The following is a 21,174-nucleotide window of genomic DNA, read 5'->3' on the forward strand; positions in this document are numbered from 1 at the left end:
GAAGTTGATAAAAATAATTAGGAGTACTTTATGACAGACTCAAATAAAACCGACTCGACCACTAAAATGGCACCAAAAGACATCAACCAAGATGGCTTGGCCAAAAAAGACCAACAGCGCACTGATGACTCTGCACTGGATATGATGCAAGGTTTGCATGAACATGAAAATCATGAAGAAGACGAGAAATAATTTATCTAAGAATTAAGCTTATTTAAGTAATAACATTAAAATAAAAGCGCCCATCAAGTAGATGGGTGCTTTTTGCGTCTTGGCTGTCTTTTTTCTGGCAGACGATCTGACACATAGTTATAAATAAATGCCGCGCACAAAACAATGGTGATAGGGACAAATAACGCCCCATAGCCGACTTTGGCATATAAAAATGCTCCGACCGCTCCGCCACCGCTAAAGCTGTACCAAATAATTGCCTGAAAGCCCAGTGTCGGCTTACTGATACGACGACCAGCCAACCAATTGCCGATTGCAGCGCCCATATCAGAGGTTAGACCGGTCAAATGCGTGGTGCGAATAACAGCCCCGCTATAAGTGGCAACCATCGCATTCTGCAACCCGCACGCCATTGCCGCCGCCAATTGCCCTAAATAATCATGCTGCTGATATAACCAGTAGCTCATCAATAACAACGCCGCTTCAATATAAAGCGCCGTGCCGTAACGCCGACCTAATTTTAATGACCGTTGACCAATCACATAGCCGCTCAATACCGCCCCTGCCAAAAAAGACAACAGTAGCGCACCGATATATAAAATACTGCGGCCGTCTAAATGGGCAATCGCGGCTGAAAATAAGCTAACGTTACCCGTCACATGCGAGACAGATAAATTAGTAAAGCCCATTAATGCTGCTGTATTGACGCAGCCTGCACTGAATGCCAGCACAGCGCCGCCCCACAATATCCATCCTGGTAATTTGGTTATCATATTCGTCGCTTTATGGCTTATTACCAAAAAGCCCCTATTATAACCAAAAAAGACAGCCAATTGGCTGCCTTCCTTACGTCTTAACTCATATTACCCTTGATTAAAACAATTATTTTGTCTCATCAAGCATCATTAATTGCTCACTGATGGCAACGGTATTAAAACCTGCATCCACAAACATAATCTCACCGGTGATACCAGATGCCCACGGTGATAACAAGAAAAGCGCCGCATTACCGACTTCAGTCTGAGTAATATTACGCTGTAGCGGGGCGATTTTTTCACTGATATCAAGCATTTTACGGAACGATTTGATGCCGCTTGCCGCAAGGGTACGAATAGGTCCAGCAGAAATCGCATTGACACGGATACCTTCACCGCCCATCGAAGTGGCAAGGTAGCGAACGCTGGCCTCTAAACTGGCCTTTGCCATGCCCATGACGTTGTAATTTGGCAATACTGAAATACTACCTTCATAAGTCAAGGTCAGCATAGAACCATGGCGCATGGCCAACAAAGCGCGCGCTTCTTTGGCCAATGCCACAAAGCTATAGCTTGAGATGTCATGGGCAATTTGGCTGCCTTCACGAGTGGTGGCATTGACAAAATCACCATCCAATTGATCCATCGGTGCAAAGCCAATCGCGTGTACCACGCCATCAATACCATCGCCCCAATGCGCGGTCACTTGCTCAAAACATGCCGCAATCGACTCATCCGATGCCACATCACACTCAAGTACCAAGTCAGCTTCAAAGGCTTCCGCGGCCATATCGACCCGTTTTTTAATTTTATCGTTTGGATAAGTGAGAATTAACGACGCGCCTTCACGATGTAGGGCTTCAGCGATTGCCCAAGCGATAGAAAGCTTGCTTGCAATGCCAGTAACGACAAAGCGTTGTCCTTGTAGTAGCATAATATTTCCCTGTAAATCGATTTAAATGATAGATTATTTTTAATAGCTCGCGCACAAATAGCGAGTAAAAGCACAAGTTAAAAGATGACTCATTATACACGAATTGATTTAAGTAAACACTCGTATACTGTATTTACTTACACTGTATGAACACCTATTCTCTTTTAATAGTACCATCTAATATGGATAAAACGATTATCTACTGACCACAGCAGTATGAAGTTGAGCGGATTTCAAGTATAATCACAGCCCTCCCAGCTTGCACAATTTTTATAAAAATCCGTTACAACCGTTGTTTGTAACCAAGGATTTAGCGTTAAGCTACACCCACATTTTGGATGGCTGCCAAACTTATGAGCAATACCCCAACACTAGCATCAGATTTTCAAGAAAGTGTCGAATCTTATCGTCAGCTAATCACCTCGACTGGCGAAGACTTAGAGCGTCCCGGCTTGCAAGATACCCCAACGCGTGCAGCAAAAGCGTTTGCGCATTTGACTAAGGGTTATCATCAAAGCTTGGATGAAGTCGTCAATGGCGCGGTATTCCCATCGACCAATCGTGAATTGGTCTTGGTGCAAAACATTGAATTTTATTCATTATGTGAGCATCATATGTTGCCGTTTCATGGCGTCGCGCACATCGGCTACTTGCCGAATGGTCACGTATTAGGGCTATCAAAATTCGCTCGTATCGTCGATATGTTTGCCCGTCGTTTGCAAATCCAAGAAAATTTAAGCGAACAAGTGGCACAAACGATTATGGATGTGACGGGTTGCCGCGGTGTGGCGGTGGTCATGGATGCAGCGCACATGTGCATGATGATGCGCGGCGTGAATAAACAGCATTCAACCACGCGCAGTACAGCGATGCTGGGCGAATACGTACACGACAATCAAGCACGTAACGAGTTCTTAGATGCGGTGCCAAAGCGTAAACCTGCTTTTTAAATATCAATCAAGATAAAAACCAGCGACAGAAATAAAAGCAAAAAAAGAGCATATTGCCATATTAGCAATATGCTCTTTTTTATTTATAAAGGTTGTTAATTAGAGATTGTTAATGAGAGTTATTAAGCCACCTTATCATTTTTTGAGTCACGACTTGCGTGCTCATCACTGGCTTGTTGAATCTTAGTTAAAATAGCCTTGATTTCAGAAGCAGACAGATAAGTCGGTACTGCATAAGTATCGCTGACTTCTTTAGCCGCGGCTTTGGCAATGTTATCAAAATCACTGCTTTGCATGCCTTTAACGGTTGGATCGATATGTAAAGTGGCAATCAATTCGCGTACTTGCGCGATGAGATGGTCGGCAATGTCGCTATCGCTCTTGTTAGCTTGACCCGATTTTACCATACCGGTTTTACGAGCCAACTCTGCCAGTCTTTTCTTGCTGCCTTTACGATTGACGTCAAGCACATACGGCAGCACGATGGCATTGGCGCGACCATGAGGAATACTATAATGCGCTCCTAACTGGTGAGCGATGGCATGGACGTAGCCAAGACCGGCTTTATTAAAGGCGATACCGCCATAATGAGCGGCGATACCCATCTCTTCACGGGCTTTAAGATTGCCGCCATCTTTATAAACTAGGGGTAAGTTTTGCATCACAGATTTAACTGCAGACGCGGCATAGTAGTCGGTCTCGACGCTGGCATTGGCACTCATCCAAGCTTCTAAGGCATGCGTTAAGACATCAATACCCGTATCGGCTGTGATATGCGCCGGCATACCTTTCATAATAACTGGGTCAATAGCCGCGGCTAATGGCACCATTCTTGGGTCGATAGACAGAGCTTTTTGATGGGTTTTGTCGTCTGATACTACCGCACCCAAAGTCGCTTCTGAACCCGTACCAGCTGTGGTCGGAATACAATAAAGCGGAACCGAAGGCTTTCTAGCTTTCAAGATACCGATAAGCTGTTTTGGCTTGCAGTTATTGCCTTGTGACATGGCAATCATTTTAGCAGCATCAATGACCGAACCACCACCAATAGCAATAATTGAGTCGCACTTAGCGTCGACAGACTTACGTAGTCCTTCTTCGACGACTTTAAAAGTAGGATCTGGGGTAATGCCGTCATAGACTTTATAGCTGATATTTTTGCTATCTAGGTAGTCAGTGACTTTCGCAGGAATACCAAGTTTGTTTAATACCGCATCTGTGACGATAAAAACATTGGTATTGCCTTCATTGATGAGCATGTCGCACAAATCCTCACAAGAGGTCTCACCGACGAATAACATAGGTCTTCTGATAGGGACAACGTACGCAAAGGCTTTTAGCACTTTGGCACGCGTCTTGGCAACCGCCAAATAACCGGCGTGTTGTAAGCCCGTGCTACTGACCAATTTAGAAATAGTATTTTGTTTTTTCATGGGTATAAAAATCCTTTTTAATGATGCTAATACTAGCAATAACGACAACTTGAATCAGCGAATCATCACCGCTGTCAAAATAAAAAAAATAAAGATACTGCATCAGTATTTACATAAAGCAAACTACTGTTTAAACTTATTGTACCACCGCCATTTTTAGGATGTTACGATTATTATGAACTGCGATGTTCTGATTATTTAGCGCTACGTCGTTGCTTATGTTGTTGCTTATACTGTTACTTATTAAGCAGTCAGTTGATAATCATCATAAGCTTAGCCATGTCCTATTAATCCGCTTCTTTGACCAGCCACTGCTTATTATCTTGATTAAAATACCAAATCATCACCACAGGCGCCAAGATGCTCAGCCAAATACCATAAGTAATTGGCAGTCCTTGTACGACCGCCATATAGCTCAGCGCAATGATTACTAAAGCAATAAGCATGGCGATGACATTATGACTCGATTTGCGACACATTAATTCGCGCAATATAGTGAGCGTTAATAAAAACACACTCAGCATACCCATTAACATGCCCATTGCGTATGGCTGGGAGATAATTTGATAGCCAGGAGCACTAGTATCCGCGGCGACAGACTCAGTGACCAAGTTCAGCATACTGCCTAACCCTGCGATTGAGGCAAAGATAAAAAAATGACCATAGCCAAATAAAAACAAATCATGGCGTCGGCGTTCTTTATTTAAAATGGTATCGAAAGGAACGATGAAATATAGCCACCATAAAGAAAACACCAAGGCGACTAAGCTTGAGCCTAAAAACATAATAGAGCTGGCAGCAGAGGATGAATTGGTCAAAAAATATTGAATCGTATTGCTAACCCCTACCACGCCCTCGCCCAATACAATGATGGTCAATAGCCCGTAACGCTCGGCAATATGTGCCGGATGCCAATTATTAAACTGCTCTGATCTTGCCCATACTGGCATGAGTAGCTCTGCTGCGATAAACAGAAACAAAGCGGGCGTTTGTAATGATGCGGGTAAAAACAGCCAACTTATCCAAAGGGCTTGCAGGGTTAACAAGCCGACCATACTGCGGCCAGCGACCTTTTGGTGACCCGGTACTTGTCGATAGACGCGCCACCACTGACTACAACTCGCCAGCCGCATAATGGCATAACCCGTGACCCCAATCCATGTCAGCCCTTGCTCATAAAACTGATGGATATTGGCTGCTATCATCAGGGAACCAAACATCTGAAACATCACTGAGATACGATAAAACCAATCATCAGGGTCATATCCTGATGCAAACCAAGTAAAGCTGGTCCATGCATTCCACAGAATAAAAAACGCCACAATAAAAGTCAAAAACCCTGACAGGTCATGCTCACTTAAACGACTATAAAACCCATGTGCCGCGGCTGCGACAGCAATCACATAAACCAGATCAAACAACAGCTCAAGCGTGGTTGATGGCCTGTTTGGCTCGCTGGTATCTCGAGCATGGATGGGTTTTATTTTGAGCCTACTTATCATGTAGTGAGTTCCGATTTCTCTAAATTCGTATAGTTATTCAGTCTAACCTACTTAGTCCATATCACACTCGCCTGCAATAATTGCTGCGCATACGGGTGCTTTGGGTTATTAAACACATCTTCACTACGACCCGACTCAATACACAAGCCGTCTTTTATCACCATCATATGCTGACATAAAGCACGGACTACTTTTAAATCGTGGCTGATAAACACATAGCTGACTTGCAATTTTTCTTGAATCTCACGTAGCAAGTTAACTACAGTGACTTGCGTAGTGCTATCAAGCGCAGACGTTGGCTCATCTAATATCAACAGACTTGGTCGCATAATGAGTGCACGGGCAAGCGCCACGCGCTGACGCTGTCCACCTGATAGCTCGTGCGGATAACGCTGCGCAAACGCTAATGGCAAATGTACAGTAGTGAGACTGTCCATGACCGCCTGCTGACGTTCTGCTTTATTAACACCTTGTACTAATAATCCTTCTTCGACGATTTGCATAACCGTCATGCGCGGATTGATACTGGCAAAGGGATCTTGAAATACCATTTGAATTTGCGAGCGGAAGGTGCGCAAATCACGTTTGGACAATGCTGTAATATCTTGTCCATTGACCATTATATGACCACTGACACGCGCTTGATTGCTAAGTAATTGGCTTAGCGCAAGGGCAATCGTGGTTTTCCCAGAACCTGACTCACCAACGATACCTAATGCCTGCCCTTTCTGTAGGGTCATATCGACATTTTTTACCGCATCAAACCAGCGTTTGGTACCGCCAAACAAACTTTTTTCAATCGGAAACTGCACTTGTAAATTACTGACTTGCAATACGGTTGGTTGCTTACTGCTGTCAGCGAATAAATCCAATGCCTGTCCAAAGTCTTGCTTGATAAGCGAGCGGGTATAGTCCGCTTTAGGTTGGCTAAATACTGCTGCAGTTTGCCCTTGCTCAATAGTGTGTCCTTGGCGCATGACGATGACGTCATCGCTATAGCGCCTGACCAAATTGAGATCATGGCTGATTAATATCATCGCCATATTATGCTGACACTTAAGGTTATCTAACAGCTCAAGAATCTCATGTTGCAAGGTCACATCAAGCGCAGTAGTCGGTTCATCAGCGATTAAAATATCAGGTTGCTGCGCCAATGCCATGGCAATCATGACTCGCTGACGTTGACCGCCCGATAACTCATGCGGATAGCGATTTAGCTTATCAGCAGGGTCGTTGATATTGACATCATTTAACAAGGTGATACTTTTTTCGCGCCATTGCTTTTTGGCTACGCCGCTGAGATGCAATGATTCAGCAATTTGTTTGCCGACTGTATGTAGTGGATTAAGCGCCGTCATCGGCTCTTGAAATACCATACCGATACGCCGACCACGAATAGAGCGCAGCGCCGCATTACGCCCTTTTTCATTGGCTACCGGTAATGTCACCATTCCTGTTACATCTGCTAATTGTACATCGCCAGTAACGGTCAAGCTGTCGGGTAGCAAACCTAATAGCGCAAGACTGGCAATCGACTTACCAGAGCCCGACTCACCAACTATGGCAAGTGTTTGTCCTTGCCGCAGCTCATACGATAGCTTATCGACTAAAGGCACGCCAAGAGTGTTGGCAATACTAAGCTTATCCACTATCAGCATAAGCTTGTTTTGTGCATTGCTATGATTGTCATTTAAACAATTTTTTTGCTTAGTAGCAGTTGTTATATTAGCGGTTATCATATTCTCAGTTGTCATATCACGAGCGCCTCGGATCAAAGGCATCACGTAGCGCTTCGCCAACGAAGATTAGCAATGATAAGATAAAGGTTAAGCTAAAGAATCCAGATAGCGCAAGCCATGGGGCATCGAGGTTGTTTTTCCCTTGTACCATCAGCTCACCAAGCGACGGTGAACCAGGTGGCAAGCCATACCCTAAAAAGTCTAGAGCTGTTAAAGCAATAATATTAGCCGTTAAAATAAACGGCAGTTGTGACAAGCTTGAAGCTAAGGCATTAGGCAAGATATGCCTGAGCATGATTTGACTGTCTGACACCCCAAGGTTACGAGCAGCACGGACATAATCAAAGTTACGCGCCCGCAAAAACTCCGCCCGTACCAAACCGACTAACCCCATCCAGCCGAATAACAACATCATGGCAAACAGCATAAAGATACTAGGGCTAAATAAGCTGACCAAAATAATAATCATAAACAGCTGCGGCATACCGCCCCATACTTCCATAAAGCGCTGCCCTGCCAAATCTACCCAGCCACCGTAATACCCTTGTATCGCACCAACGATAAGGCCAATGAGTGCACCCGCAAGCGTTAAGGCGATACCGAACAATAACGATACCCGCAACCCATAAAGTATCCGTGCCAGCACATCGCGACCTAAGTCATCGGTACCAAGCCAGTTCTGGCTATTCGGCGCGGCCGGATACGGAATACCTAACTCAACGTTTGGCGTCTGATCGGCAAATGGAATGGGCGGCATAATATAAAAGCCCTGCTCATCAATCAGCGTTTGCACCGCAGGGTCTTTATAGTTGGTTTCAGTCTCAAACACCCCGCCAAAAGTTGTTTCAGGATAGGCTTTTAGAACGGGGAAATAATAATCACCTTGATACTGCACCAGTAGCGGCTTGTCATTGGCAATGACATTGGCTGCCATACAAATGACGAATATCAGCGCAAAAATAAACAGCGATATGACACCAAGGCGATTATGACGAAAACGGTTTAGGCGCGCTTGCCAGATAGGATTTAGGCGGCGTTTTTTTCCTAGGCCAATAGGAGATGCGGTTGAGGGCGTTGAAGATAATGGATGACTTGACATTAGCGCCCCTCAAAATCAATACGCGGATCAATCAAGTGATAACTCAAATCACTGATTAACTGTAATAACAATCCGACCAAAGTAAAGATAAACAGCGTACCGAATATCACCGGATAATCACGCTGCTGAATGGCTTCGAAACCTAACAAGCCCAAACCATCAAGTTTAAAGATAATCTCAATCAAAAAATTACCGGCAAAGAAAATACCAACGATTGCCGCTGGGATACCGGCGATAATAATCAGCATGGCATTACGAAAGACATGACCGTATAACACTTGGCGCTCACCCAAGCCTTTGGCACGCGCGGTGAGGACGTATTGCTTACCGAGCTCCTCTAAAAAGCTAAACTTGGTCAAATAAGTCAAGCCAGCAAAGCCGCCAACGGTACTTGCTAGGAGCGGTAGCGCCAGATGCCAAAAGTAATCTTTCACTTTACCTAATAGACTTAATTGATCAAAATTTTCGGAAGTTAATCCTTGCAGCGGAAAGATATTCCAGTAGCTGCCACCAGCAAAAAATACTAGTAATATGACGGCAAATACGAAAACAGGTATCGCATGGCCGATAGCAAGCAGCATCGCCGTGGCTTTATCAATCCCTGAGCCATGATGCATGGCTTTATACACGCCCAGTGGAATGGCTATCATATAAATCAGCAGCGTGCTCCAAAGCCCAAGCGAGATGGATACGGGCAGCTTCTCGACAATCAAATCCGTCACCGATTGACCTTTAAAAAACGACTCACCAAAATCAAGCTTGGCGTAATTCTTTAGCATCAGCCAAAAACGCTCAGGGGCTGACTTATCAAAGCCATATTGCGCATTAATCGCCGCCACCATCTCCTCAGATAGACCACGCGTACCTTGGTAAGTGCTATTGTTGCCACCGGCACTACCCGCGCCAAGATTACCACTTAGCGCACTGTCTTTTGCGCTTTGCTCAATAAGTGCCAGTTGCTGCTCAACAGGGCCGCCCGGCGCCGCTTGGACAATGACAAAGTTCGCCAGCAATATCAAAAATAGCGTCGGTAATATCAGTAATAACCTTTTTAAGATATAACGACCCATAATGGCGGCTTCCTAAAATAAAGAGAGATGACAACTTAGTATTTAGAAGTTATTTTTAAGCTCACGTAACGCGGCGAACACCGTCAAAGACTTGTCATCATCGATAGTGACTTTATACTTCACCCCTGCTATCACACTTGGCTCTTGCGTACGCAAAAACACATTGATTGCGCGTTCATGCTCTAAAGTGACTGGCAGCGTCGGGATACCTTGGGCGGTTTTTTCTTCTGCTTGCGCAAGCGCTTGCTGCATCGCTTCATTAGCCGGTTCAATAGATAAGCCAAAGCGTAAGTTGCTGGCAGTATATTCATGGGCTGGATACAGCAGCGTCTCAGCTGGCAAGCCATTTAAACGCTTAAAGCTGTCATGCAATTGCTCAATCGTGCCGGTAAAGACGCGTCCGCAACCGGCACTAAACAAGGTATCACCGCAAAAACAATGCTTCTGTCCATCGATATCCAAAATATATGCCACGTGGCTTGCGGTGTGACCGGACACATCCCATACTTGCGCGGCACAGCCCCAAGCACTGACCGTACTGCCGTCTTTAATAGTTTGATCTTCATCGACATTGTGCTCGGTATGCGCAACCAAATGAGTCATTGGATAAGATTCTTGTAGCTCGGCGACGCCTCCGATATGATCATGGTGATGATGCGTGGTCCAGATGGACGTCAGCTCTAAGCCGTTTTCTTCTAAATAGGCGATAACTGGCTCGGCTTGACCCGGATCAATGACAATCGCCTGCTTATTATTTTCATTAATGAGTGTCCAAATATAGTTGTCATTGAACGCTTTAATGGGGTGAATACGAATACTCATATAAAATCCTTAGCAGTGATTGTCTTTATTACTGATGTTTTTTATTAAATTTTAAAAACCAAATGAAACACGATTTTATTTACTGGTTTAAATGATAATTTTTAAATAACTGTTTTAAGCCATTATTTTAAACTATTGCTTTAAGTATAGATTAACGCGAGCTTCTGCTTCTTTATCTGTCCACCAATAATCGATACCGATAGCATTGGTCGGGAGCTTTGCAGTATGACGATATTGATTCCAGTAGGCAACATTGGTGCTAGGTTTGCCGTATAAAGGGACTAAATAATGTCCTGCCCGTAGCAGGCGATCAAGTACGTGCGTATATAAAACAATCTCATCACGGCTCTCAGCATTTGCAAGTGCGCTTGTGACCTCATCTATCACTATATTTTTAATACCGATGGTATTGGCGTTGCCCGCTTCATCAGCGGCTACACTGCCCCAAAACGCCGCCTGCTCAGCACCAGGTGATAAGCTCTGTGCAAAGACGTCGACCACCATATCATAGTCAAAACGGCGCATACGCTCGTAATATTGTGGCCCATCGACTTGACGTAAGGTCGCGTCAAACCCCAAACGCTTTAGATTGCGGATATAAGGCAACAGCACGCGCCCCATGGTCTCGCCTGTCATCAAAATTTCAATCTGAGCAAGCTTGCCATTTGGCTGATATAACTTCATATCTTGATAATAAAAGCCAGCATCTAGCAACAGCTGGCGCGCCTCTAATAAGGCTTTACGATTAAAGCCGCTACCGTCACTGGTTGGCAATCGCCATTCCGTTAATACCGCTTGTCGCTGAATCGGTTCAAGCTTGGCCAGCAATGGGCTTAATATCTGCATCTCAGCCGCAGATGGCGTACCAGTAGCAGCAAGCTCTGAGCCATGAAAGAAGCTTTGTAAGCGCTCATACTGCCCATGGAATAAAGTTTTGTTCATCCACTCAAAATCATAAGCTGCCGTCAATGCTTGGCGGACGCGAATATCTTGAAAGATGGGACGTCGCATATTCATCACCAGACCCTGCATCGGTACTGGATTTTCGCTGCTTATGGTTTCTTTATTAATCAGACCAGCTTTGACAGCTGGGAAATTATAACCTGTTGCCCAATTAGAGGCTTTGTTTTCCGGGCGGAAGCGATATTGCCCAGATTTAAAACCCTCAAAAGCAATCTCATCACTTTGATAATAGACAAACTTAATCATATCAAAGTTATAGCGACCACGATTAACCATCAAATCACGGCCCCAATAATTGGGATCACGCACATAGCTGACCGCGCGCCCCGCATCGACGCGGCCAAGCTTATAAGGACCACTGCCCATGAGCGGCGTTAAGGTGATTTTCTCAAAATCTGTATCAATCGATGACTTAGCAAAAATAGGGAATTGCCCGACCGTTAATAAAATCTCTTTATTTTCATCAGACTTAAAAACAAACTTTACCCGCTGCTTATCGATAATTTCAATGTCTTTAATATCGCCTAAATAACTGCGAATATACATTGGGCCTTTAGTCAGTATCGCATCATAAGTGGCTTTGACGTCACTACTGGTCACTGGCGACCCGTCCCAAAAGCGCGCAGCAGGATTAACATGGTAAATAATCCAACTGGTATCATCAGGGTCATACGTGACTTTATTCGCCAGCTGCGGATACATGGTAAAGGCTTCATTGAGTGAGCCTGTCATCAAGGTATCATACAGATAGTCCGTACCAACCATCGCCACACCTGTGGTCATCCATTTATTGGCTGCATTAAAGGTGCCGCGTGCCTCAAGCGATAATGTGCCACCCTTGGGCGCATTGGGATTGGCATAAGGCATAAACGGCACGTCAATATATTCAGTGGTACTATTATGCCCAAGCGCAGTCGTAGTGATTGGCGCAGCAATACTAGCAGGTATCCAGCTGATAGTAATGGCAAGCAAGACGGCTTTTAGCATGGTATTTTTTAGCATCATAAAGTTATAACAAACCCTTTTGTCAGACCGAATGAATATATTGAGCATTTAACCAGTTACTGAAAGCCACCGACCGCTTATGAAATAAAAGCTGAAAAAATATGACGTATATGACGTATCGTAAGTGCTGCAAAATTTTATCATAACAAACTTAGGTTTTTTAACCTAATATTTTGCAGCGTTAAGGTTGCTACATGACGGATTATGCAGCTTAAAAAACACTAATACGCATAAAAAAAGACGCAGCTCATAAAAGTTGCGTCTTTTGTTTTAAAACCTGTGCTAACTTAAGCGTGCTTTTTTTCAAAGGCGATCATAAAGTCAACCAATTGCTGTACCCAATCTAGCGACACTGCATTATAAATACTGGCACGCATTCCGCCAACATCGCGGTGACCTTTTAGATTCATCAAACCTGCTGCCGCTGACTCTTCTAAGAATACTTTGTCAAGGCTGCTGTCTGCTAACGTGAAAGGCACGTTCATGATAGAGCGATATTTGGGGTCAACTGGATTGCTATAAAAGCTGCTATCATCAATCGTTTTATAGAGCAAATCAGCTTTTTGTTGGTTGATTTCACCGATAGCAGCAACGCCGCCCTGCTCCTCTAACCAATCAAATACCAACCCTGCTAAATACCAAGAATACGTCGCTGGCGTGTTTGACATTGACTCTTTTTCCGCCTGATGTTCATAGTTCATCAGCAATGGACACCATTCACTTGCTTTGCCCAATAAATCTTCACGAATAATGACAATGATTAATCCTGCTGGCCCGATATTTTTTTGCGCACCCGCGTAAATCATGCCAAATTTAGACACGTCGATTGTCTGTGACAAAATGCAAGAGGACATATCGGCGATAATCGGCGCATCGACTTGTGGTGGCTCAAAAATCTGCAAACCATGAATGGTCTCATTAGCGCAGTAGTGGAAATACGCCGCATCTTCGCTTAGGTTCCAATCGCTTTGGGCTGCTACGTCGGTAAATTTACTGTCTTTACCCGTTGCCACCACGTTAACCTCGCCCAGACCCAGTTTGGCATAACGCTGTGCTTCTTTAACCGCTTTACCAGACCAAGTACCTGTCGTTAGATAGTCTGCGCGGCCACCATTTAACAGGTTTAATGGAATCGCTGAAAACTGTAAGCTGGCACCGCCTTGTAAAAACAGCACTTTATAATTGTCTGGAATGTTCATCAACGAGCGCAATTTGGCTTCAGCTTTTTCGGTAATCGCGATGTATTCTTTACTACGGTGACTCACTTCCATGACCGACATACCGCGTCCCTGCCAATCAAGCAACTCTTCTTGAGCGCGTGATAAGACGGCGGTCGGTATGGTGGCAGGTCCCGCTGAAAAATTGGGTACACGGTTAGGAGCGGCTTTAGTGGTCATAATCATTATCCTAAATATGATGAAATCATCGTGGTTATTAAAGGTTAAAGGTGAATGTTATCGTTATTTTTTAATCTCTGTCATAGTAAGTGGCAAGCCTTTAATTATGGCTCGACAACTGCTCCCACAGCTGACGTTTAAGGCTACTATCAGTAAGCATGTCATCGAGCGTGGGCACAGTAGAAAGGTTCGGATGCTCAAGGCCGTCAGGCAAGGCAGTCAATGCCGCCACTTTTATCTCTTCGCGACGACCAATCTTAAAGACATATCCTGCAAGGCTAGCATTAGCAAGCTCAGCTGTATCCATACCTTCACAAATAGGAAATGAGGTTGTCTCACAACTGATGGATAGCGCTTGGGTGATATTCTGCCAAAGCTTTTGACTGTCATGATTAAGGGCTTGAATATCAACCAAAATTACCCAATCGCCATAGCGACCACCTTGTAAATCAAATGGTACTACCTTTTTAAAGCTATCGTCTTTAAAGTTATTCTCTTTAAAACTGCTATCTTCAAAGCTTGAAGCGTTATTTACATTATCAATCGCAGCTTGCTGAACGACAGTATTTACAAGTGAGGTAACGGCGGGCTTAGAGATGTCAGGGGTAGTCGAGTCAAAACTATAGGTAACGGGGCTTTGTTGGTCAGAATGACTTAAACCTGTCTCATTAGCGTCATCATAAGAATGATTAGACTCATCATCTACCATATCTGATATGGCATTAATATTTGGGGATTCAATATTAGAAGATTCAAGGCTTGGCTGTTCAGTGCTCGTTGTAGAAGCAGTAGAATGAGATGCAATGCTAGCGTTAGCTGTAACCGCATCAGGCAAGGCAGGCGCAGAAATATCCGCGATACTCAATGTCTCAGAGCTTGGCTGCACCCACTGATTGATACCCATCATCGCTAAAATCTGGCGCTGCTGCATACGATGCTGCAATACAATTAGCGGGTCTTGGATATCACTCATGCTTATTTACTATCCTACTTATCTAAAATGGATTTACAGGCTTTTACTATCAAAAGAATACTCAAATGCAATTAATGACATTGCTCAAAAAAGCTGCCGAACGCCTAGCCAGTGATTGGCAAGCTCGGTCAAGCAATCATACTCATCTTGACTGACTATCGTATCGTGTAACATCACTGTATGCAACGTACTCAGCCATTGCCGGTACGTATGATAAGCATAAAAATGGCGCGTACTATCATTGCCCACCTTATCTACACTATCTGCCCTATCTGCATTGCCGTCCTGTATATGAGCATTATAATCTATTTGAGCGCCGCCCTGTTGCCTCTGTCGATAATTATCATCACCTTTGGCTTTAGGACTAGATGATTGACTGGCAGATGCTATAAAAATAGGTACGGCTTCTATCAATGCCAGTAATTGAACACTATTTAAACTTTGCGCAGTCAATAACAACCATTGCAAATTTGCCTCACTAACGGCTGCTAAATCAATATCAATCAAACGTGCATGACGGCGTAAATCTACAAGATAATGAGCAACGCTAGCACTATTGTAGCTGAGCACTGAAATAGGTGTTGAGATAGGTACTGAGCTATCTAGTGCAGATATTATCTGCCCTTTGGCATCCTTTGATAAGCGATAAGCCAATAAAGTAAGCATTGTTCTCGCGGCAATATCGAGACCATCAAACACCTGTCCTGACGGGTCAAGCTGAGCATAAATATCATCCGTGCCAGCGTGCAATACTTGCTGCCATTGATAGTATGGATATTGAGGGTGAAGATGCGACTGAACCTGTGTATCGTTTAATACGGCAGACAATACGGGTAACAATTGCTGCAGCTGTAGCGCCTGCCATAACGCTAAAATCGCTGGCGACCGAGAATAGGTATTCTCTAAAGGATTTAATAATGATTGAGACTTATCAATAGAGTCATCATTATCTATATTATCAGCGATATTTTGGCTTAAATCAGCCGTTAGGGAGTTTTCAAACAGCTGAATGATGCCTTGCTGATAACGCAATAGCATCGTACGACACTTTTTTTGCTGCACATAATGTTGATGATCTTGATTGCTATGACTGGCTTCATATTTTAAGCGCAATTCATCAATAACACTTTCTGATAAATCATGCTGGCGTAGTTGCTTTAACGGCAACGCAATCAAAGCGCTGTCTAGACGCCGATCAAGATTTGCTACTGCCGCTAATAATTTATGATCGAGTGTATGCGGTAAAATTTGTGTGTTGCCGCTTGTATTAGTTTCAGCAGCAGAGGTTCCATCGTTAGCAAGCCCAAGCCAGATATCAGTTAAATCATAAGTTGCTGTTGTTGACAGCACACAACCCTGATGACAAAGTAGCACGGACTCAATCAGAGCTTGCGCCCCCAGCGGGTGATAACTATGACTGAGCACATACTGCGGTAGCGAGACTTTTTGTATGTCCTCGATACCAATCAAGGTATCTGAGGGCAAATCACTATCAGGCTTAGCTTGCCATGGCTTAAGCAACTGCTGAGTACCGATATCTTCTGCTTGTACCTGCAAACGCTCATCAATAACAACATCTTGCTCTACAACAAATTCAAGCCCGTTATTGCCTTGCAGTTCGTTCTGCATTTCACTAGTAGAAAAGGTAGCGATTTCTTTTTTAATAGCATCTTTTTCAATAACATCATTGAAGTTACTATTAAGTCTTTTCTCAGCCGAACAGCGGTTTTTATCGGTCGCGCTTTTATAAATATCTGACGCTGACTGAGCAGCAGTTACTAGAGTTTGACGTGCATTTTTCTCTTGTTTATTATTGCTTAGGCTATTTGCTACTATCACGCCCCAATCACCTAAGCGGCGCTGCTCATATATCTCTTTAATCTTTTGTTGATTGATGCGTTTTTCTTTAGCAACCTGCACCGCGAAATCATGATAAGCATTCTCGTTAATAGCACTCATGCGCTCAGCCAAACTTGGATGCGTGGCAAACCACGATACGTCACCCAAATCGGCACCACTACTGGCAAAAAAGAAATGACTTAATCCATTGATATCGGCGATGCCGGTTAAGCGCGAACCAAGCGCATCTTGATGAATGGCCTTTAAGGTTTCCATAATAGCCGGCGAACGTGTCAGCTGCACACTGGTCGCATCGGCAAGCAACTCGCGCTCACGGTTAAAGCTATGCTTAATCAGTTGCGCACTGGCCATACTAGAAAAACTCAATCCATGTATTAATAATGTCCAAATATTGCGCGGTGCTTGACTATCAAACCTATTATTATGTTGTAGCCATCGTGACTGGCTCTTAGCTGATGATTGCTGGCCTTGTGATTGGCTTTGCCAGTAGGCGACCCATTCACTATGAGTGGTAAAGTTTGCTGTCTGCGCTTCAGTGCTACGCGCATGGCTATCAATCGCTCTTTGCGATAAAGGGTTGCTTTGATTGACCGCACTATTAATAAAAGAGCCATCAAAATAGTTTTGCTGACTGTTTTTATGACTGACTTTATAACCAGAACCAAAATTACTAATAGAATCACTCCAGTCATAGAGTAATTGCAAGCCTGCTAACACCACCATTAGCTGTAAATTAAACGTCGCATCGCCATGTAAGATATGACCATACTCATGCCCTATCAGCCCGTATAGCGCCTCATCAGATAGCTTATCAAGTGCGCCCTGGGTGACGACGAGCACCATATCTTGGCTATGGCGACCCGCCACAAAGCCATTGATACCTTGTTCATCAGGCAGCACATAGAGAATCGGCATACGCAAACCCGAAGCAATGGCTAGCTGCTGGGCAATCTCATAATAACGCCGATAGACAGGCGGGAAATCACGCTCATCACGCACCGCAATATGTCGGGCACTAAAGCGAACCTTTGCTGCAGGCTGATGCTGATGGGCAATGCCTTGACTATGCTCCCAAGCATCTTGGCTGTGGTCGATAAACAATCGCACCGCGCCCACGCGCTGAGCAATCGCACGACCACCTGCTTTTAAGCGTCTATACTCTAAAAAACTGCCCGCAACAAAGCTACCGATTGTCCATACGACCACCAGTATTAATACCCAATGATAAATGCCACCGGTAAATAGCGTCAGCAGCAGCGCCATAACACCAAGTGCCACCGCAATATGGGCAAAGACAATCAGAAAAAATAGCCCATAAAGCAACAAGCTGCGCTGAGTACGGGTACGCTGTGCACCAAAAAAATCCATCTATTACTCTTACCTAACCATAACTAAGTGCATTTGACATTATGTAAATATCAGCCCATATCGACAACAGGTGCTTGAGCAATTGCCTTTCTGTCTTCAAACACCAACGGGCTAAGTGGACGAAAGCCAAAGGTGCTACTGACAAGATTGTTTGGGAACATTTCACGGTCATTGTTATAAAACATCACGCTGTCATTATAATGCTGACGGGCAAAGCCAATCCGGTTTTCGGTATTGGTCAGCTCATCCATCAACTCTTTAATCATGCTATCCGCTTTTAATTCAGGGTAAGCCTCCACAACCGCTGAGAATTGCCCCAAGGCTTTCGACAACATACCCTCTGCTTTGGCAAACAACGCCATATGTTCAAGCGAATCTGGCTGATGCTTAGTAGAATCTTGCAGACTCTGAGCGTGATTACGCGCGCTAATCACGCGGGTCAGCGTTTCTTCTTCATGGATCAGATAACGCTTAGCGGTTTCGACCAAATTTGGAATCAAATCATGACGGCGCTTTAGCTGCACATCGATTTGCGCAAAGCCATTTTTTGCTTGGTTACGGGCACGTACCAGCTTATTAAATACTGACACCCCAAAAACCACAATCAATATGACCACTGCAATGAATAACCAAACAAACATTTTCATTATCAGACTCCAAAAAGTTTTGTACTCATACTATTGTTAATAAAGGTTACTACAATGTATTTTACCCCATATATATTGCTCAAAGTCCAAAATCAGACGAAATGCAGGCGAAAAAAAAGCCCTTTACAATGAAGGACTTATTATTAGGTTTGACTCGTTTAAAACGATATAGCAGGACTATCAGCAAATTTTAGGCAAAAAAAAGCGACTCCATCAGCACATCCTCGGCACACATTATAACTATTACCGTTGCTACCTTCCGGTCCTGGCGGGATTCATAGAACAATGTTGCGAGGCTACCAATGGAGCCACCAGTTGCAGATTATACAAGAATTTTTTATTATTACAACCCCTATCGTCAAACTGTTTGCTTTAGAGACTCAATGAGCCTGTAACTTAAGTGACAAAATTCTCACAGCAACCCCTTTATTTTTTGCTATTTTACCTAAGGTCTGTTGAATAAAAAATGAACACAAACAACAGCCGATATAACAATGCGCATTATAACAACGTAAATCAATGTGACTCAGATAATTGAGATTACCATTACTAGCACTCATTAGGAGATAATTATGAAAAACACTTGGATGAACAAAGCCGCACTTGCTACGGGTACAGCCGCCCTACTGACCGCGATGATGGGTAGCGCCCATGCAGAACCCACAGGCTATGATCAGTTGACTTTTCAGACAGAAGTCAAAGAAGAAGTCCAGAACGATGAAGTTCGCGCCAGTATGTATAAAAAAGCACAGGCAACAGATGCTAAGACGCTAGCCACCACCCTCAACACCTCTATCAACAATGCGATGAAAATCGCTAAACGCTATCCTAGTGTGACGGTTAGTACTGGTCAGCAGCGCACTTATCCGCGCTATGATAAAAATGACAAAATCATTGGTTGGACAGGACAAGCCAGCATCGATTTAAAGAGCACTGACTTTGCCGCGACCAGTCAGCTGATTGCAGACTTGCAAGAGACCTTAGTGATGGAAAACCTAAACTTTGGGGTTTCAGACGCTAAAAAAGATGCGCTAGAGCAAAAGCTTATGACCGATGCTTCTCGCGCTTTTCAGCAGCAGGCTAAAAACCTGACTCGTGCATGGGATGCGCGTGGCTATCGCGTCGTCACTGTCAATCTAAATACCGGTAGCAACTACCCTCGCCCTATGTATAGCGCGATGAATATGAAAGCTGAAGCGGCGGATGCCTCAGTACCAAGCCAAAGCTTTGAATCGGGCAACAGTACCATTTCAGTGACTGCGAATGGTACGATTGAGTTAACGAAATAAACGCAGAGGTAATGAGTTAAGCAATATATATTATTACTAACTTCTACCAATAAGGGCAATCACTGCTTTCAGTGATTGCCCTTATTTTATATCCAGCAATTATTGTTAATGGGTTGCCGCTATCTTTTCACTGTTAACCTTTCACTACTAGCCTTTAACACAGTGATACAGAGTTATTTTTTTACCGGTTCTTCAAGCGTCATGGGTGTATCAACTATGGGTTTATCAACTATTGGCTTAGTAAATGACAACATATTAGGCTGTTTGCCATCTTGACGCATTTTTAGCAACACTTTTTGATACCAAGGCAGACGCTGATACGCCAAAAGCTGCTCTGCTAATTTTTTATTTTTTTGCAAGGTTTGCGTATTTTGGATGACATAAACGGTACGCTCGACCTGTTTTGCTATCTGCCCTTTTTTATTTTTTATCACGGCTTTAACGTTATGTGTACCCGGCAGAATATCGACAGTTGCAATCGAGGCGCTTAAACCCTGCGCCACCTCGTTTCCATCTAAGTAAATGCTCACACTATCGCCCACTTGTAGAGCAGGTTTTACTTGCACCTTTACCTCAATAGTTTGTACGGGACGACGATACGCCCGTTCTTCGCTAGGCTCTGTCATGGTCAGCTGATAGTTAATGGGCGCTTTATTAGCGGTTGAGTCACTGTTGGCAGCGGTGGCAGTGGTATTGGCGGCTGCAGGCGCTTGGGCGGTATTGACAGGCTGATTGTTGGTATTACTTGTTTGACTAGAACTATTTGCACCCACACTGTCGCTGCCAGTCATGACACTGGTTTGGCTAATTTGCTTGCCTGCTTGCTGTTCATAGTTCTGCGGACGGTCGGTAAAGGTGACTTGACCGGTCTTTTCATCGACAACTTTATAAATAGCAGCGGCATTTGCCATCGGCGCGTAAAGACTGGCCGTGCTAATGATGAGCCCTGTCAGCAGACTTAGCGACAACCTTTTATTAAAAACCGTACTTTTTAATGATGCAATCATAGTCAGTTAGCCTAGTAGATATTTATTATTAATATATAGATGAAACCATTATGCGATATTTTTAACATTAAATCAGCAATGACTTCACACTAAATCGACCAATTAAACACGCACTTTGATTGAACAAAAAAACCAGCTAAGAATTACTTAACTGGTTTTTTTATCGAGAATTTGGCGTGTTAATTATAGA

Annotated in this window: 17 protein-coding genes and 1 other RNA gene; 3 read left to right on the forward strand and 15 right to left on the reverse strand. The window is 44.0% G+C overall.

Annotated features, from left to right (window positions below; all coding sequences use genetic code 11):
• The first annotated feature begins 30 nt into the window (after nt 1-30).
• Complete coding sequence (locus B3Q63_RS01120) at nt 31-192, forward strand: hypothetical protein (RefSeq protein ID WP_201564991.1); 162 nt, start codon at nt 31-33, stop codon at nt 190-192.
• Nucleotides 193-245: 53 nt separating this feature from the next.
• Here the strand turns inward: B3Q63_RS01120 and B3Q63_RS01125 are convergent, their stop codons facing one another.
• Both B3Q63_RS01125 and B3Q63_RS01130 read right to left on the reverse strand, forming a co-directional pair.
• On the reverse strand, nt 246-944 hold the full coding sequence (locus B3Q63_RS01125; protein WP_201564990.1) for a YoaK family protein: 699 nt from the start codon (nt 942-944) through the stop codon (nt 246-248).
• A gap of 109 nt (nt 945-1,053) precedes the next feature.
• Nucleotides 1,054-1,860 (reverse strand): enoyl-ACP reductase FabI, encoded by an 807-nt coding sequence (locus B3Q63_RS01130; protein ID WP_068405263.1) that lies wholly within the window; start codon nt 1,858-1,860, stop codon nt 1,054-1,056.
• A gap of 353 nt (nt 1,861-2,213) precedes the next feature.
• On the opposite strand from B3Q63_RS01130, the gene folE reads away from it, so the two are divergent.
• Complete coding sequence (folE, locus tag B3Q63_RS01135) at nt 2,214-2,810, forward strand: GTP cyclohydrolase I FolE (protein ID WP_183618337.1); 597 nt, start codon at nt 2,214-2,216, stop codon at nt 2,808-2,810.
• 122 nt (nt 2,811-2,932) lie between these two features.
• Here folE and B3Q63_RS01140 read toward each other — a convergent pair whose 3' ends face one another.
• The 12 genes from B3Q63_RS01140 to ffs all read right to left on the reverse strand — a co-directional run bounded on the left by B3Q63_RS01140 (nt 2,933) and on the right by ffs (nt 18,993).
• Nucleotides 2,933-4,243 carry an iron-containing alcohol dehydrogenase gene (locus B3Q63_RS01140; protein ID WP_296172826.1) on the reverse strand — a complete coding sequence of 437 codons (1,311 nt, stop codon included), beginning with the start codon at nt 4,241-4,243 and terminating at the stop codon, nt 2,933-2,935.
• Between the two features lie 287 nt (nt 4,244-4,530).
• Nucleotides 4,531-5,745 carry a low temperature requirement protein A gene (locus B3Q63_RS01145; RefSeq protein WP_296172828.1) on the reverse strand — a complete coding sequence of 405 codons (1,215 nt, stop codon included), beginning with the start codon at nt 5,743-5,745 and terminating at the stop codon, nt 4,531-4,533.
• Between the two features lie 47 nt (nt 5,746-5,792).
• On the reverse strand, nt 5,793-7,484 hold the full coding sequence (locus B3Q63_RS01150; protein WP_414706291.1) for an ABC transporter ATP-binding protein: 1,692 nt from the start codon (nt 7,482-7,484) through the stop codon (nt 5,793-5,795).
• A 16-nt stretch (nt 7,485-7,500) separates the two neighbouring features.
• Nucleotides 7,501-8,583, reverse strand: coding sequence for an ABC transporter permease (locus tag B3Q63_RS01155; protein ID WP_296172832.1), 1,083 nt, complete (start codon nt 8,581-8,583; stop codon nt 7,501-7,503).
• Entirely contained in the window at nt 8,583-9,653 is a 1,071-nt protein-coding gene (locus tag B3Q63_RS01160) for a microcin C ABC transporter permease YejB (RefSeq protein WP_296172834.1), read from the reverse strand. The genes B3Q63_RS01155 and B3Q63_RS01160 overlap by 1 nt, the downstream gene beginning before the upstream one ends.
• A gap of 42 nt (nt 9,654-9,695) precedes the next feature.
• Nucleotides 9,696-10,475 (reverse strand): hydroxyacylglutathione hydrolase, encoded by a 780-nt coding sequence (gene gloB, locus B3Q63_RS01165; protein WP_296172836.1) that lies wholly within the window; start codon nt 10,473-10,475, stop codon nt 9,696-9,698.
• Nucleotides 10,476-10,607: 132 nt separating this feature from the next.
• Nucleotides 10,608-12,440: an extracellular solute-binding protein gene (locus tag B3Q63_RS01170; protein ID WP_296172906.1), complete on the reverse strand. Its 1,833-nt coding sequence runs from the start codon at nt 12,438-12,440 to the stop codon at nt 10,608-10,610.
• Between the two features lie 290 nt (nt 12,441-12,730).
• Complete coding sequence (gene serC / locus B3Q63_RS01175; protein ID WP_296172837.1) at nt 12,731-13,840, reverse strand: 3-phosphoserine/phosphohydroxythreonine transaminase; 1,110 nt, start codon at nt 13,838-13,840, stop codon at nt 12,731-12,733.
• 100 nt (nt 13,841-13,940) lie between these two features.
• Entirely contained in the window at nt 13,941-14,813 is an 873-nt protein-coding gene (locus tag B3Q63_RS01180) for a hypothetical protein (protein ID WP_296172839.1), read from the reverse strand.
• A gap of 84 nt (nt 14,814-14,897) precedes the next feature.
• Complete coding sequence (locus tag B3Q63_RS01185; protein ID WP_296172842.1) at nt 14,898-18,041, reverse strand: M48 family metalloprotease; 3,144 nt, start codon at nt 18,039-18,041, stop codon at nt 14,898-14,900.
• A 50-nt stretch (nt 18,042-18,091) separates the two neighbouring features.
• Nucleotides 18,092-18,688, reverse strand: coding sequence for a LemA family protein (locus B3Q63_RS01190; protein ID WP_296172844.1), 597 nt, complete (start codon nt 18,686-18,688; stop codon nt 18,092-18,094).
• Nucleotides 18,689-18,896: 208 nt separating this feature from the next.
• Nucleotides 18,897-18,993, reverse strand: an RNA gene (gene ffs, locus B3Q63_RS01195) — signal recognition particle sRNA small type.
• 267 nt (nt 18,994-19,260) lie between these two features.
• Here ffs and B3Q63_RS01200 point away from each other — a divergent pair.
• On the forward strand, nt 19,261-19,977 hold the full coding sequence (locus B3Q63_RS01200; RefSeq protein WP_201620364.1) for an SIMPL domain-containing protein: 717 nt from the start codon (nt 19,261-19,263) through the stop codon (nt 19,975-19,977).
• A gap of 173 nt (nt 19,978-20,150) precedes the next feature.
• On the opposite strand, the gene B3Q63_RS01205 is transcribed toward B3Q63_RS01200, so the two are convergent.
• Complete coding sequence (locus B3Q63_RS01205; protein ID WP_296172847.1) at nt 20,151-20,984, reverse strand: DUF4124 domain-containing protein; 834 nt, start codon at nt 20,982-20,984, stop codon at nt 20,151-20,153.
• Nucleotides 20,985-21,174: the final 190 nt, after the last annotated feature.

The organism is Psychrobacter sp. UBA2769 (genome assembly GCF_002352555.1).
Classification (GTDB): domain Bacteria; phylum Pseudomonadota; class Gammaproteobacteria; order Pseudomonadales; family Moraxellaceae; genus Psychrobacter; species Psychrobacter maritimus.